Origin of the sequence: Modestobacter sp. I12A-02662 (assembly GCF_041028325.1) — a bacterium.
In the GTDB taxonomy this organism is placed as follows: domain Bacteria; phylum Actinomycetota; class Actinomycetes; order Mycobacteriales; family Geodermatophilaceae; genus Modestobacter.
Genome location: NZ_JABGDE010000002.1, coordinates 168,402 through 182,878, shown reverse-complemented (window position 1 = coordinate 182,878; position 14,477 = coordinate 168,402). Strand labels below are relative to the sequence as shown.

At 75.0% G+C, this 14,477-nt stretch carries 15 protein-coding genes; 8 read left to right on the top strand and 7 right to left on the bottom strand.

The genetic code is table 11. The features are described 5' to 3' along the window. Window positions 1-55: 55 nt before the first annotated feature. The 3 genes from HL189_RS01250 to HL189_RS01240 are packed head-to-tail and all read left to right on the top strand — an operon-like array spanning window position 56 to window position 2,665. Window positions 56-1,168: a hypothetical protein gene (locus HL189_RS01250; protein ID WP_369131879.1), complete on the top strand. Its 1,113-nt coding sequence runs from the start codon at window positions 56-58 to the stop codon at window positions 1,166-1,168. Window positions 1,169-1,217: 49 nt separating this feature from the next. After that, window positions 1,218-2,453 carry an exodeoxyribonuclease VII large subunit gene (xseA, locus tag HL189_RS01245; RefSeq protein ID WP_369131878.1) on the top strand — a complete coding sequence of 412 codons (1,236 nt, stop codon included), beginning with the start codon at window positions 1,218-1,220 and terminating at the stop codon, window positions 2,451-2,453. Then, the gene (locus HL189_RS01240) at window positions 2,450-2,665 is read left to right on the top strand and encodes an exodeoxyribonuclease VII small subunit (protein ID WP_369131877.1); all 216 of its coding nucleotides are present in this window, start codon (window positions 2,450-2,452) and stop codon (window positions 2,663-2,665) included. The genes xseA and HL189_RS01240 overlap by 4 nt, the downstream gene beginning before the upstream one ends. A 36-nt stretch (window positions 2,666-2,701) precedes the next feature. On the opposite strand, the gene HL189_RS01235 is transcribed toward HL189_RS01240, so the two are convergent. Beyond that, window positions 2,702-3,337: a DUF4245 domain-containing protein gene (locus HL189_RS01235; protein ID WP_369131876.1), complete on the bottom strand. Its 636-nt coding sequence runs from the start codon at window positions 3,335-3,337 to the stop codon at window positions 2,702-2,704. Window positions 3,338-3,406: 69 nt separating this feature from the next. On the opposite strand from HL189_RS01235, the gene glpX reads away from it, so the two are divergent. Then, window positions 3,407-4,450, top strand: a complete 1,044-nt coding sequence (gene glpX, locus HL189_RS01230) for a class II fructose-bisphosphatase (RefSeq protein WP_369131875.1) — start codon at window positions 3,407-3,409, stop codon at window positions 4,448-4,450. 30 nt (window positions 4,451-4,480) lie between these two features. Here the strand turns inward: glpX and HL189_RS01225 are convergent, their stop codons facing one another. Next, the gene (locus HL189_RS01225; RefSeq protein ID WP_369131874.1) at window positions 4,481-5,194 is read right to left on the bottom strand and encodes a DUF1707 domain-containing protein; all 714 of its coding nucleotides are present in this window, start codon (window positions 5,192-5,194) and stop codon (window positions 4,481-4,483) included. Window positions 5,195-5,325: 131 nt separating this feature from the next. Here HL189_RS01225 and HL189_RS01220 point away from each other — a divergent pair, with 131 nt between their 5' ends. The 4 genes from HL189_RS01220 (at window position 5,326) to HL189_RS01205 (ending at window position 10,898) form a co-directional block, all read left to right on the top strand. Next, window positions 5,326-6,720: a class II fumarate hydratase gene (locus tag HL189_RS01220; protein WP_369131873.1), complete on the top strand. Its 1,395-nt coding sequence runs from the start codon at window positions 5,326-5,328 to the stop codon at window positions 6,718-6,720. Between the two features lie 144 nt (window positions 6,721-6,864). After that, a complete protein-coding gene (locus HL189_RS01215) occupies window positions 6,865-8,166 on the top strand; it encodes a citrate synthase (protein ID WP_369131872.1) in 1,302 nt (433 codons plus the stop codon). A gap of 514 nt (window positions 8,167-8,680) precedes the next feature. After that, entirely contained in the window at window positions 8,681-10,342 is a 1,662-nt protein-coding gene (locus HL189_RS01210) for a D-alanyl-D-alanine carboxypeptidase family protein (protein ID WP_369131871.1), read from the top strand. 40 nt (window positions 10,343-10,382) lie between these two features. After that, entirely contained in the window at window positions 10,383-10,898 is a 516-nt protein-coding gene (locus HL189_RS01205) for a hypothetical protein (protein ID WP_369131870.1), read from the top strand. Window positions 10,899-10,910: 12 nt separating this feature from the next. Here the strand turns inward: HL189_RS01205 and HL189_RS01200 are convergent, their stop codons facing one another. The 5 genes from HL189_RS01200 to csrA all read right to left on the bottom strand — a co-directional run bounded on the left by HL189_RS01200 (window position 10,911) and on the right by csrA (window position 14,444). Then, window positions 10,911-11,672, bottom strand: a complete 762-nt coding sequence (locus HL189_RS01200; RefSeq protein ID WP_369131869.1) for a hypothetical protein — start codon at window positions 11,670-11,672, stop codon at window positions 10,911-10,913. Further along, entirely contained in the window at window positions 11,669-12,016 is a 348-nt protein-coding gene (locus HL189_RS01195; RefSeq protein WP_369131868.1) for a hypothetical protein, read from the bottom strand. The genes HL189_RS01200 and HL189_RS01195 overlap by 4 nt, the downstream gene beginning before the upstream one ends. 312 nt (window positions 12,017-12,328) lie before the next feature. Continuing rightward, a complete protein-coding gene (locus HL189_RS01190; protein ID WP_369131867.1) occupies window positions 12,329-13,423 on the bottom strand; it encodes a flagellar biosynthesis protein FliA in 1,095 nt (364 codons plus the stop codon). 134 nt (window positions 13,424-13,557) lie between these two features. Next, entirely contained in the window at window positions 13,558-14,055 is a 498-nt protein-coding gene (locus HL189_RS01185) for a hypothetical protein (protein ID WP_369131866.1), read from the bottom strand. Window positions 14,056-14,192: 137 nt separating this feature from the next. After that, on the bottom strand, window positions 14,193-14,444 hold the full coding sequence (gene csrA, locus HL189_RS01180) for a carbon storage regulator CsrA (protein WP_369131865.1): 252 nt from the start codon (window positions 14,442-14,444) through the stop codon (window positions 14,193-14,195). Window positions 14,445-14,477 lie beyond the last annotated feature (33 nt).

Below are 14,477 nucleotides of genomic sequence, written 5' to 3'. Positions count from 1 at the left end.
CTCTCCCGTGCCCGGTCGGGCTGCCGTCGTCCTGCCGGTGGGGCACGCTGAGGCCATGGCTCGAGAGATCCCCGAGGCCGTCCGCGCGGTCGCCGGCCTTGCCGCGACCGTGCTGGACGAGGCCCGCAAGCTGCCCGAGACCCTGCCCGGACTGCCGGTGCGGTTGATCGGGCTGGCCATGCAGACCTCGCTCCGGCTGCAGCAGCAGTACTCCGGGCTCGTGGCCCGCGGGGACGAGGTGCTCACCGGGATGCGCGGCGACGCCGAACCCGGGCTGGCGACCTTCGACGAGGACCTCCCCGAGCCGGCGGCCAACGCCTCGGTCCGCACCTCCGCCTTCGACCTGGCCGACGACCCCGCGGTCGACGAGGAGACCGAGGCGGACGCGCTCGCCGACGAGCTCGCCGACGACCTGGCGGTCGCCGAACTGCCGGTCGTCGACCCCGGGACGCTCTCCGACGACGTCGAGTCCGCGGTGCTCTCGACCACCGCGTTCGACGACGCCGACCTCAGCCCGGCCGAGGTCGCGGCACTGCCCGACGACCCGGCCGCCGACGCGGTCACCGCCGTGGTCGACGAGCTGGCCGCATCGGTCACCGACGAGCTGGTCGAGGAGCTGCCCGACGCCGTCCCGGACGAGGTGCTCGAGGACCTCACCGCGGACGTCGCCGAGCCCGCGGACGACGCCGGACCCGCGGACGACGCCCTGGCCGATGCCGTCGTCCCCGGCGAGCCCCCGGCGGCGACCGACGTCCCGAGCCTCGCCGACGTCACCCCGGACACGGCTCCGGAGGACACCGCCACCCTGGAGGACGCCTCCCTGGACGTGGCCGCGCTCGACGAGGCCGAGGAGGAGCTGGTCGACCTGGGCGGTCCCGACGCAGCCGCCAGCGTCACCCCGCAGACCGCGGCGGACGACGGCTCTGCGCCGGCCGACGGCGGTCAGGACGACGGTGCCGCGCAGGACGAGGGTGCTGAGGCGGCCACCAGCCCCCCGGTCGCGGGCTACGAGTCGTTCAGCATCCCCGCCCTGCGGGGCCACCTGCGCGCCTATCCGGCGGAGACGGTCGCCGACCTGCTCGACTACGAGCGGGCCACCCGCTCCCGCGCGCCGTACGTCACGCTGCTGCAGAACCGGCTGGAGAAGCTGAACGCCGACCGCGGCTGAGGAAGGGGCCGCTCCACCACGTCACCAGGCGCCTGGCAGTCTCGACCGGGTGACGTCCCCCTCCTCGCCCGAGGCGCCGTGGCCGGTGCGCACCGTGGCCCGCAAGGTCGCCGAGTGGATCGGCCGGCTCGGTGAGGTGTGGGTGGAGGGACAGGTCGCCCAGCTGTCCCGACGGGGCAGCGCGGCGACGGTGTTCCTGACCCTCCGGGACCCCGCCGCAGACCTGTCGGTGCCGGTCACCTGCCACCGGGACGTCGCCGACCGGCCCGGGCTGGAGCTCACCGAGGGCGCCCGCGTGGTGGTGCGCGCCCGTCCCGACTACTACGTCGCCCGCGGCTCGTTCTCCCTCCGCGCGACCGAGATCCGCGCGGTCGGCCTGGGTGAGCTCCTGGCCCGGATCGAGCGGATCCGCCGGCTGCTGGCCGCGGAGGGGCTGTTCGACGCCGTCCGCAAGCGCCCGCTGCCCTTCGCCCCGGCCGTCGTCGGGGTCATCACCGGCCGGGACAGCGCCGCCGAGCGCGACGTCCTGGTGACCGCCCGGCGCCGGTGGCCCGCCGTCCGCTTCGCGGTGCACAACTGCGCCGTCCAGGGGCCCACCGCGGCCGAGTCGGTGATCGCGGGGCTGCAGCGGCTGGACGCCGACCCCACCGTCGAGGTGATCGTCATCGCCCGGGGCGGCGGCTCGGTGGAGGACCTGCTGCCCTTCTCCGACGAGGGCCTGGTGCGGGCGATCGCCGCCAGCCGCACCCCGGTGGTGACCGCGGTCGGCCACGAGACCGACACGACGCTGGTCGACCACGTCGCTGACGTCCGCGCCGCGACGCCGACCGACGCCGCGCACCGGGTGGTGCCCGAGATCGGCGAGCAGCGCCGCCTGGTCGACGGCCTCCGGGCCCGCGCCCGGCACCTGCTCGCCGGCCGGCTCGAGCAGCAGGAACGGTGGCTGGACTCGGTCCGCAGCCGGCCCGTGCTCGCCGACCCCACCCGGCTGCTGGCCGGCCGGGCCGACGACGTCACCGCGCTGCGCACCCGGGCCACCCGCACCGTCACCCACCGGGTGGAGGTCGCCGAACGCGATCTCGAGCACGCGCGGGCGCGGGTCACCGCGCTCTCGCCGGCCGCGACGCTGCAGCGCGGGTACGCGGTGGTGCAGCGGGCCGACGGCGCGCTGGTGCGCGACCCGGCCGAGGTGGGCGACGACGAGCGGCTGCTGGTCCGGGTCGCCGGCGGGCGCCTCCCGGTGCGCGTCGACCGGCCCACCACCGGGGAGGATGCTCAGCCATGAGCACGCCCGACCCGGCCGCCGAGCCGACGCAGACCTACGAGCAGGCCCGCGAGGAGCTCGCCGACGTGGTGCGCCGGCTGGAGGCCGGCGGGCTCACCCTGGAGGAGTCGCTGGGCCTGTGGGAGCGCGGCGAGCAGCTCGCCGAGCTCTGCCAGCACTGGCTGGACCGGGCCCGCGAGCGCCTGGCCGCCGCCGCCCCCACCGACACCTGACGTCCCCGGCCATGTTGGCCAACATGGCCGGGAGGGTCAGGGGCCGTAGGGCTCCAGCGACGCGGCGAGGGTGCCGAGCTCCTCGTCCGACGCCGACCCGGTGACCGCGAGGGTCGCCGTCCCCGCGGTGCGGGTCAGCGCCGTCTCGCCGCGCTCGGTGGTGATCCGCCGCCAGGTCTCGCCGTCCACCAGCTCCTCGCCCTCGGGCGTGGCGTCCTCGAGGACGTCGGTGAGCGCGTCGACACCCGGGTCGTCGCTGACGACGTACCCGGCGTAGCTGCCACCTGCCGTGTACCAGCCGATCTGCAGGGTGATCGGGTCACCCGGGGACGCCGAGCCCGCGTTGGTGCGCACGCTGGTCGGGCGCCAGCCCTCCGGCAGGCCGCGGGGCACCAGCAGCTCGTAGGAGGCCACCTCGGCCGACGCGCGCTCGGCGCTGGTCGTGTCGACCTCCCGGATCGGGTCCTCGGGGGTCTGCCGCACCGCCATGACGCCCACGATGACCAGGCAGATCAGCACCAGCGGGAGCAGCGACCGCAGCATGTTCGCAGGTGTGAACCGGCCCATGCGGTCGACCGCCGGCGGCGGCGGCTCCTGCGGGGTGACGGCGGTGGCCGCGCCTGCCGGGAAGTGCTCGTCGGGACGCTGGCCGGACTGGCCGGGATCGGGCATGCCCCTAGGATCGCAGCAACGCTCCCCCATCCCGCCGGGCAGCGTCGCCGGCGTCGCCCAGGAGGTCCCGTGTCGCTGCCCTTGCCCGACGGTCCGCTGCCCCCGCGCCAGTCCACCGTCCGCGCCGACCGGCCCGCGCCGGACCGGAACCTCGCCCTGGAGCTCGTGCGGGTCACCGAGGCGGCGGCCATGGCGGCCGGCCGGTGGGTCGGCCGGGGTGACAAGAACGGAGGCGACGGCGCCGCGGTGGACGCGATGCGCGCCCTCATCGGCACCGTGAGCATGCGGGGCGTCGTCGTCATCGGGGAGGGCGAGAAGGACGAGGCCCCGATGCTCTACAACGGTGAGCACGTCGGCGACGGCTGGGGCGCGGAGTGCGACGTCGCGGTGGACCCGATCGACGGCACGACGCTGATGGCCAAGGGCATGCCCAACGCCATCGCCGTCATGGCCGTCGCCGACCGCGGGGCCATGTACGACCCCTCCGCGGTCTTCTACATGGACAAGATCGCGACCGGCCCGGCCGCCGCGCACGCCATCGACATCACCGCGCCGGTGGCAGAGAACATCCGCCGGGTGGCCGAGGCCAAGAGGATGCACGTCGGGGACGTGACCGTCGTCATCCTCGACCGGCCGCGCCACGAGCAGCTGGTCCAGGAGGTGCGGGAGGCCGGCGCCCGGATCCGGTTCATCACCGACGGCGACGTGGCCGGCGCGATCGCCGCGGCCCGTGAGGGCACCGGCGTCGACCTGCTCATGGGCGTCGGCGGCACGCCGGAGGGGATCATCACCGCCTGCGCGCTCAAGTGCATGGGCGGTGCGCTCCAGGGCCGGCTGTGGCCGCGCGACGACGCCGAGAAGCAGCGGGCGATCGACGCCGGCCACGACCTGGACCGGGTGCTGACCATCGACGACCTGGTGCGCGGCGACGTCTTCTTCGTGGCCACCGGCATCACCGACGGCGAACTGCTGCGCGGCATCCAGTACCGCGCCGGTGGGGCCACCACGCAGTCCCTGGTGATGCGGTCCCGCTCGGGCACCATCCGGATGATCGACAGCCTGCACTCGCTGGACAAGCTGAGCCAGTACTCCGCGGTGCCCTTCAACGAGTAGGAGAAGGACCCCCCTGCAGGGGGGCCTCTCTCAGGTGCGGGGCAGCGGCGGGAGCGGGGGCAGCGTCGGCGGGGGCGGCGGCGGTTCGGGAGCTACCCGGGCGGCCAACCGGTCCAGGACGGCGCGCCACCGGCTCGCCGACTCCCCCGGGGCCAGGCTGCGCAGCTTCAGGTCACCGAACACCGTCCAGCCCCGCACGATCACGCGCGGGGTGCCGGCCAGCCGCGGGACCGCCGCCAGCTGCGTCTTCCGGCTGCCGAAGACGGTCCATCCCTCGATCTCGGCGGCGACCCCCTCGCTGACGATCACCTCCACGTCGCCGAAGACGGTGCCCAGCTGCAGGTGCACCTCCTCGGCGGAGGTGCGCAGCCCGCGCAGGTCGATCCGCACGTCCCCGAACACGGTGCTCGCCCGCTCGGGGGCCCCGGTGGTGGCGGTGAGCTTGACGTCGCCGAAGACCGTGACCACCGACCCGGGGGTCCGTTCCCCGACGATCTCCCCCACGGCCGGGATCTCCGACGCGGGAGCCGGGAGGTCGGCCAGCAGCGCCTGGAGCTCGGCGTTCGTGGTGGCGGCGTACGCGCCGTCGACCCGCTGGCTGAACTCGTCGAGGTCGATCCGGCCCTCGCCGACCGCCGCCTGCAGCCGGGTGACGACCACCTCGCGCTCGGCGTCGGAGACGCGGAGGACCGGGGTGTCCGACGGCTGACCCGGTCGGAACGGGACCTCGGGATCCTGGCTCATGCCGGGACCCTAGCGTCGGCGTCCGGACCGGCCGGTCCGGACGGGCACGCCCGCGCGGCAGGGGGCCCTCCGCCGGGTGTCCTAGGGTCCGTGCCGGAGCACCGACACCACACCACCACACGGGAGCACACGTGGCCACCGAGACGGACTACCGCGTCGAGCACGACTCCATGGGGGAGGTCCGCGTCCCCGCCTGGGCGAAGTGGCGGGCCCAGACCCAGCGCGCCGTCGAGAACTTCCCCATCTCCGGGACGCCCATCGAGCGCGAGCTGATCGCGGCGCTGGCCTCCATCAAGGGCGCCGCCGCGACGGTCAACGCCTCCCTCGGGGTCCTGCCGCAGGAGACCGCCGACGCCATCTCCGCCGCCGCCGCCGAGGTGGCGAGCGGCACGTGGGACGAGCACTTCCCCATCGACGTCTTCCAGACCGGCTCGGGGACGTCGAGCAACATGAACACCAACGAGGTCATCGCCACCCTGGCCACCGAGGCCTCGGGCACCGCGGTGCACCCCAACGACCACGTCAACGCCTCGCAGTCGTCCAACGACGTGTTCCCCTCGGCCATCCACGTCGCGGCCACCCGCGCGATCGTGCGCGACCTCATCCCGGCGCTGCAGCACCTGGAGGCCTCGCTCACCCGCAAGGCCGAGGAGTACGCCACCGTCGTCAAGAGCGGCCGCACCCACCTGATGGACGCCACCCCGGTGACGCTGGGCCAGGAGTTCGGCGGGTACGCGGCGGCCGTCCGGTACGGGGTGGAGCGGTTGCAGGCCTCGCTGCCCCGCGTCGGCGAGCTGCCCCTGGGCGGCACGGCGGTCGGCACCGGCATCAACACCCCGCCCGGCTTCGCGGCCGCCATCATCGACAAGCTCGCCGCCGACCTGGACCTGCCGCTGTCGGAGGCCCGCGACCACTTCGAGGCGCAGAGCTCCCGCGACGCGCTGGTCGAGGGGTCGGGCCAGCTCAAGACCATCGCGGTCGGGCTTATCAAGATCGTGAACGACCTGCGCTGGATGGGTTCCGGCCCGCGCACCGGGCTCGGCGAGATCGCCCTCCCGGACCTGCAGCCGGGCAGCTCGATCATGCCCGGCAAGGTGAACCCGGTCATCCCCGAGGCGGTGATCCAGGTCGGCGCCCAGGTCATCGGGAACGACGCCGCCGTCACCTACGCCGGCACCACCGGCGTCTTCGAGCTCAACGTGACCCTGCCGCTGATGGCCCGCAACGTCCTGGAGTCCATCCGGCTGCTGGCCAACGCCAGCCGGCTGCTCGCCGACCGCTGCGTCGACGGCATCGTCGCCAACGTCGAGCAGTGCCGGGAGTACGCCGAGTCCTCCCCCTCGATCGTGACGCCGCTGAACAAGTACATCGGGTACGAGGAGGCGGCGAAGGTCGCCAAGCAGTCGCTGGCCGAGCAGAAGACGATCCGGCAGGTCGTGGTGGAACGCGGCTACGTGGAGCAGGGCAAGCTCACCGAGGAGCAGCTGGACGCCGCCCTGGACGTCCTGTCCATGACCCACCCCTAGGAGGACCGCCCCTCCCCCCGCGCCTCGCAGGCTCGGCGCGGGCCCCTGAGGGGTGGCCGTTCCGGTCCGTCGCGTGTGCCGGGGGGCGCATTCGCACGCCCCCGGCACCCCGTCCCCGGCGGCAGGCAGTAGCGTTCGCGCTTGATGAGCGAGACAGCGAGCACCGACGACGTGGCCCTGCGCTGGAGCGGCGGCGAGCTCCCCCTGCGGGAGGTCCCGGCCACCGAGGGCGCCTCGGGCCTGGACACCGGCAAGCTGTTGTCCACGACCGGCAAGGTCGCCCTGGACATCGGCTTCGTGAACACCGCCGCCTGCACCTCGGCGATCACCTACATCGACGGCGACGCGGGGATCCTGCGCTACCGCGGTTACCCGATCGACCAGCTGGCCGGCAAGGCGAGCTTCATCGAGGTCAGCTACCTGCTGATCCACGGCGAGCTGCCGAACGCCGACCAGCTGGCCGAGTTCGACAGCCAGCTGCGGCGGCACACGCTGCTGCACGAGGACCTGAAGCAGTTCTTCAACGGCTTCCCCCGCGACGCGCACCCGATGCCGGTGCTGTCGTCGGCGGTGAGTGCGCTGTCGACCTTCTACCAGGACTCCTTGGACCCCTTCGACGAGCGCCACGTGGAGATCTCCACGTTGCGGCTGCTCGCCAAGCTGCCCACGATCGCGGCCTACGCCTACAAGAAGTCGGTCGGGCAGCCGTTCCTGTACCCGGACAACTCCCTGGGGCTGGTCGAGAACTTCCTGCGGATGACCTTCGGGCTGCCCGCCGAGCCCTACCTCGCCGACCCGGACCTGGTCCAGGCGCTGGACATGCTCTTCGTCCTGCACGCCGACCACGAGCAGAACTGCTCGACGTCCACCGTGCGGCTGGTCGGCTCCTCCCAGGCCAACCTGTTCGCCTCGGTCTCGGCCGGCATCAACGCGCTGTTCGGCCCGCTGCACGGCGGCGCCAACCAGGCCGTGCTGGAGATGCTCGAGTCGATCCGCCGTGAAGGCGGGGACATCCCTCGCTTCGTCGCGCGGGTGAAGGACAAGGAGCCCGGCGTCAAGCTGATGGGCTTCGGGCACCGGGTCTACAAGAACTACGACCCGCGGGCGGCGATCGTGAAGCAGGCCGCCGACACCGTGCTGAGCAAGCTCGGCGGCAACAACGAGCTGCTCGACATGGCCCGCCAGCTGGAGGAGATCGCGCTCTCCGACGACTACTTCGTCGAGCGCAAGCTCTACCCGAACGTGGACTTCTACACCGGGCTGATCTACCGGGCGATGGGCTTCCCCACCAAGATGTTCACGGTCCTCTTCGCGCTCGGCCGGCTGCCCGGCTGGATCGCCCAGTGGCGCGAGATGATCGCCGACCCGATGACCAAGATCGGCCGCCCTCGGCAGGTGTACACCGGGGAGACCGAGCGGTCGTTCCTGGAGATCGCAGACAGATAAGGGACCACCCTTCCCCCCACGCCTCGCAGGCTCGGCGCGGGACCCTGAAGGGCGGCCGTTCCTACACCTTGCGTGGCCCTCGTCGTCCCTCACCGGACGGCGGGGGCCTCGTCGTCTCACCCCCCTGGGTGAGAGGCACCCCCCGGAGCGGTGACGCACCTCAGGACGCACCCCCGCCCCGTCGATGGGATCAGGACACCGGCTGACCCAGCCGGGCCGATCCAGACGGACCAGGGGGACGACGGTGGCCGCACCGCGAGCACAGGGCGCTGCCCAGCGACCCGGTGCCCCCCGACCCCGCGTCCCGGCGGCCCGGACGTCGGCGACCGCCAGGACCGGCGCCCCGCGCAGCACCGCCGGCCGGGCCACCGCACCGCGCGGCACCACGCCCCGGCCCCGGACGGCGCCCGCCCTCCGCCCGGCGCAGCAGCCACGCCACCCGGCGCGTAAGCCACGTCGCCCGGCCACGCCCCGCCGCAGCGGCAGCGCGCGGCACTGGCTGCACCGCCTCGGTGTGGTCGCCAGCGCCACCCTGGCCATCGTCACGGCCCTCGGCGCGCTCGAGCAGCCGCCGACCGAGGCCGGGCAGATCCCCAGCGCACCGACCGGCTCGGCCGCGGCCACCGCCGCGACGCTGGCCGACGCCGTCGCCCGGCACCGCGCCGCCCTCTCCGACGCCACCCGCTCCGAGGAGCACGCCCGCCAGGAGCGTGACGCCGCCACCGCCGCCCAGGCCGAGGCCGCCGCGGAGCAGGCGGCCGTCGGCGAGGAGGCCACCGTCCTCTACCAGCGCAGCACCGCCGAGCGCTGGCCGCTGGCCGCACTCTCGGTGCACGACCCCGCGGCCACGGCCGACGCCCTGCACGCCCAGGGCCTGGTCGAGCAGCTGGCCGACGAGCGCGACGCGCAGGTGGCCCGGGCCGCAGCGGCCGCCGTCCGCGCCGCGGCGCACACCGACGCGGCCGACGCCTCGGCCGACGACGCCGCCACCGCCCGGCAGCGGGCCGCCGCCGTGCTCGCGGAGATCCGCGACCTCGTGGGCGACCTGCACCCGGCGGTCGCCGCCGAGTGGGCCGCATCGAGCACCACCGCCACCTCCGCCGAGCAGGACGCCCGCAACGACGCGGCGCTGACCGGCTGGCAGGCCTACCTGGGCGCGCTCGCCGCCGCCGGGGTGTCCCCGCCCGCGGCCGCCGACCTGCTCGACCCCTCCTCGCTGCCGACCGGCCTCGCTCCGGCGCAGGACGCCTCGGGCGCCACCGTGCCCGGCGTGGCGGCCACCTACGCCGCCGGCCGCACCGTGACCGTGCTGCCGGCCGAGACGATCGCCGCGGTCAGCGCCGCCTTCGCCCAGCTGGGCAAGCCCTACGTGCCCGGGCAGGCCGGGCCCGACGGGTACGGCTGCGGGGGCTTCGCCGCCACGGTGTGGACCGCGGCCGGCGTCGGGCTGACCAGCGACCTGGCCGAGCAGTGGGCGCGGGGCACCCCCGTGGCGGCCGGTCAGCTGCAGGTCGGCGACCTGGTCTTCTCCACCGACCCGGCCACCGGGCTGGACGACGTCGGCCTCTACGTGGGCGGCACGAGCGTCCTGTCCGCCTCGGCCGACCGCTGGCAGGTCGCCGTCCACGAGGTGGCCGACCTGTCCACCGCCGTCCGGGTCACCGTGCCCGCCGGCTCCCCCACCGCCCCGCCGGTGGCGACGACGGCCCCCGCCACGTGCAGCGCTCCGCGTCCGGTGACCGCCGACGGTGACCCCGCACCGGCGAGCGGTGCCTGGGGCGGGTGGAGCAACGGGCAGATCGCCCGCGACCAGCTGTGCGCGGTCGGGCCCTCGCACCGCCTGCGGTGCGACGCCGCCGCCGCCTACACGGCGATGTCCGCCGCCTACGAGACCACCTTCGGCACGCCGCTGTGCATCACCGACTCCTACCGCTCGCTGGACGCCCAGGTCGACGCGCACCACCGCAAGCCCCGGATCACCGCGGTGCCGGGCACCTCCAACCACGGCTGGGGCCTGGCGGTCGACCTGTGCGGCGGGGTGAACGTGTTCGGCACCGCGCAGACCGCGTGGATGCAGGTCAACGCCGGGCACTTCGGCTGGGTGCACCCGGACTGGGCGGCGGCCGGCGGTCCCAACCCCGAGCCGTGGCACTGGGAGTACGGCGTCCTCGCCTGAGTCCGCGGAAAGCCGTTGACCGCCTGGCCACGATGTCCTCGTGCGGATGACCTTCCGGCGCATGGCCGACCGGCGGCCGGTGGAGACCCTGGTCGAGCGGGACGACGGCGTCGTGTTCACCATGCGCGGGGCCGGCGGCGGCGCGGGGCTGCCCCACGACCTGGTGCACGCGGTGGTCGAGACCGAGCTGCAGGTCCGGGACGGGGTGTGGGGCTGCGTCGCGGACGGCGTGGTGTGGGGCAGCATGCGGCACGTCTCGGGTCGGCAGCCCCCGCACGCCGCCGACCGGTCGGCACGGCTCAAGCGGGAGCGGACGGCGGCCGTGCAGCGGGCCGAGCTGGTGGCCGACGTCGTGGCCCGGCTGGCCCGGGGCGCCGAGGTCCTCCCGGGCCAGGTCGCCGCGCTGGACGTGCCACCGGCACGGCTCGATGCGGCCGTGGCTGCGCTGCGGGCCGCGGCCGAGCGGTGGGCCGAGCTGACGCCGGGCGAGGACCACGTGGTCGAGTGGATGCCCGCGCCCCGGCGACGGTCCGCACCCGCGGCACGGCGACGCTGAGGAGCGGCGGGCTCAGGCCCAGCCGAGGTCGGGGAGCTCGCGCCAGGGCACCGTCGCGCAGGCCTCGGTGGCCTCGGCGACCAGCCGGCGGGCCACCCCGGTCTCGGCGCAGGCGACCGGACGTCCCGGCGTCACGACCAGGTGGGCCTCCCGCAGCCGCAGGCCCTGCGCGGCCATCTCGGCCAGCATCCGTTCGGGCTCCACGAGCAGGGCGGTGTCCCCGCCCTGGACGCCGGGCACGGTCCACAGCGCGACCGGCCCGACGAGCCGGACCGCGGACTCCAGCACCGCCGACCGGCCCAGGGCCGACGACCGGGTGCGGTGCACCGCCGGCAGGGTGGCCTCGCGCGAGGGCCGCCACGGCGCGAGCAGCCCCTCCCGGGCCACCACGACCCGCCAGCCGAGGACGCAGGCCCGCGGATCGGTCCAGTCCAGGACGGCGAATCCGACGGACGCGGCCACCGAGTCCGGGACCGGCCGGTGGGCCAGCCACGCGCCCAGGGCCGCGGTCACCCCCTCCGGCGTGGCCGGGACGGCGGCCCGGGTCATCTCGACGGCGAGCTCGGCGAGGTTCACGCGGGTGCGGCGGCCGGCCTCCTGGAGGTCGAGCAGCGGACCGCGGCCGGCGCCGTCGACGATCCCGAGCCGCAGGCCGGACCCCGCGGCGGCGTCCTGCAGCCCGGCCACGGCCTCCCGCAGGTCGGTCACCCCGACCTCGGTGCGCCGCAACCGCTGCAACAGCCCCGTCGGGGCACCGAACACCGTTCCGCTCACCTGCTCCGCCCTCCCGTCAGCGCGTCCCGCGCCACCGGCGCGAGGCCGGGCAGGGACAGCACGCTGGCCAGCTCGACGGCGGACAGCCGCACCGGCAGGACGTCCTCGCCCCAGCCGGTGGCCCGCCGGACCCGCGCGACGGGCGCCGGCCAGACGGCCTCGCGGGCCGCCGCGACGTGCAGCTCGGTGAGCACCTCGCCCAGGTGGATGGCGGCGACCGGGTGCACCGGCGCGCCGGCCAGGGCGGTCCGCACCGCGCGCTCGACCTCGGTGCGGTCGGCCGCGCTGAGCCAGTGGGGCACCAGGACGGCGGGCGCCGCCTCCTCGACCGGGGGGATGCTCACGCGATCTCCTCGCAGGCGCTCGCCGACGACGTCCGGCGGCTCGGGGGACCAGCCGGGCGGCCACTCCCCGCGAGGCGGGGGAGGCGGTCCGGCGCGGTCACGAGGGAGATATCGGCAGGTCGAGCTGCCGGTGGACCCGGCCCGCCCAATTTCGGCTGCGGACCCGGGGCCCGAACGCAGAGCGTCCCCCTCCTCCGGGCTGGGAGGAGGGGGACAGGGTGTTCGGCCCCCTTCCAGGGGCCCGCCGCTCCTCGGCCCCGTCCTCTGGACGGGGTCCTTCCAGGAGTGGGTGGGGAGGAAGGGGGTCCTTCCTCAGCCGCCGAGCTCGACGAGCCGCTGCTTGAGGACCTGCTCGGCCCGGTCGGCGTGCACGTTCATGTTCCGGACGGAGGTGTTCAGCTCGGTGGACAGCTGGGTCTTGGTCCGGCCGCCCCAGGTGGTGAGGTACCAGGTGGTCCAGCCCAGCACGTTCGCCTGGGCGGCCCGCTGGTCGCGCCGCGCCGTGGGGTCGGGGGCGCAGGCGGCGGTGAGGGCGTGCGAGAGCAGGGTCTGCTCCGCCTCGCCCATGATCTCGTCGGGCACCTCGCCGTTGTCGGGCACGACGAACTCGGCGCCGTCCGCTCCCCCGTCCAGCGACTGGAGGTTGCGCAGCCCGTTGAGGGTCGCGACCGTCTGCGAGTTCCGGCGCAGGGTGGCCACGCTCTGCCCCATGAACGCCGCCAGCTCCTTCTCGCTGGGCCGGCGCTGGTGCTCGGCGGTGAAGGCGGCGATCGCCTTCTGCTGCTTGTTCTCCGTGTCCGCGGCGGTCCGGCCGTAGGCGTTGCGGCCGAGGTCGTGCACCCACTTGGACAGCTGGGTCGCCAGGTAGGCGCCGAACGGGACCGACTTGGTCTCGTCGTAGGTCGAGACGGCCTTCAGCACCCACTCGGCGACCTGCTGGTCGACGTCGTCGTTGTCGGGCAGGTGCAGCCGGATCGTGCTCATGTTGCGCTGCAGCCGCTTGAGGCTGACCCGGCAGTAGTGGCGGCACAGCTCGTCGAGGAACGCGGGGGGCAGGTCGCGGGGGGCCCGGCGGCGCACGTCGGTCTCCGGCCGCAGGCCGACGGTCCCGTACCCCGCGTCGGCGCACCAGTCGCGGATCACGCCGGCCAGGGACTCGGCGGTCCCCCGCGCGCCGTCGACGCGGTAGAGCCCCTCACCCTCGTCGTAGGTCACGGTGACCCCGGCGGGGAGGCCCGCCCGGAACCGGGCCAGCGGCAGCTCCCGGTCGGTGCGGAAGTGGACCCGGTCGCGCGGGGTGATCGGCGCCAGGGCCCAGCCCTCGGACTCGGTCAGGCCGCCGAAGACCAGCGGCTCGCGGGAGCGGGTGCGGTCGTCGACCGCGGGGATGGCAGCGTGCAGGGACACCGGTCCTCCTGAGGGGAAGTGCAGGTGGGCGTGGTGGGGAACGGCTCGGCGGGACGAGCCGGGCGAGGGAGCGCCGTACCGACGGCGCGAGCGGCCGCGTCGCCGGCGAGGCGGCGACGGGCGGGAGCCGGGAGTTAGGCCGGGACTGCGAGGCCGGCGAGCAGCTCCACCGGCAGCGGGGTGCGCGGGGCAGGGATGCGCGGCGTGCTGCGCGGGCGGTCCGCGGCGGCCAGGACGCCGGCCGCGGCGGCCCGCTCGGTCTCGCCGGGCTCGCCGACGTAGACCGGCATGAAGTCGTAGAGGTCGGTGAAGAGGCCGTCGACGAAGGCGTACGCGGCCTGCGCCTCGGCGGAGAACTTGGCGATCTGCTCACGGGGCCCGAGCTCGACGCCGACGGTGACCCGCACGGCCCGGGCGTCACCCGCGAGGCCGGTCAGGGCGAAGGACACCGTCTCGTGCCGGGCGGCCAGCGCGGCCAGCGCGGCGAGGCAGCGCCGGGTCGCCGAGCGACGGGGGCGCAGCTGCACGTGCACGACCACCGTGTCCGGGGCCGGGGACTCGACGGCCGGCAGGCGCAGCTCGGTGGACAGTGCGACCTCGTCGGACCGACCTGCAGTTGCGCTGAGTTCCATCGTGCTCTCCCCCTGTGACTGGCGTTGGGGAGAGACTTGCGCACCATCGCGTGCCTCAACGGCGAGACTCGCCGTCCTGTTACTACTGAGGCGGACGGGATTGAGCGGTAATTGGCCCGGTTTCCGGCTTTCCTATGTCACTTCTTGTTAGAAGGCTGGACGGAGCCTGGCGCGAATGTCGACAGCGCGCTCAGCGCGTCCGCGGCCACCTCGGCCGCCAGGCTGTTCGCCTCGGCGATCTGCCGGTAGACCTCCTCGCGGTGGATCGACACCTCGCGGGGCGCCTTGAAGCCCAGGCGGACGGTGCCGCCGCGGACCTCCACGACGTAGACCTCGATGTCCTCCCCGATGCGGATGCTCTCGCCGACGTTGCGGGTGAGTGTGAGCACTGGTTCCCCTCCATGGGTGTGTGTCGCCATCCG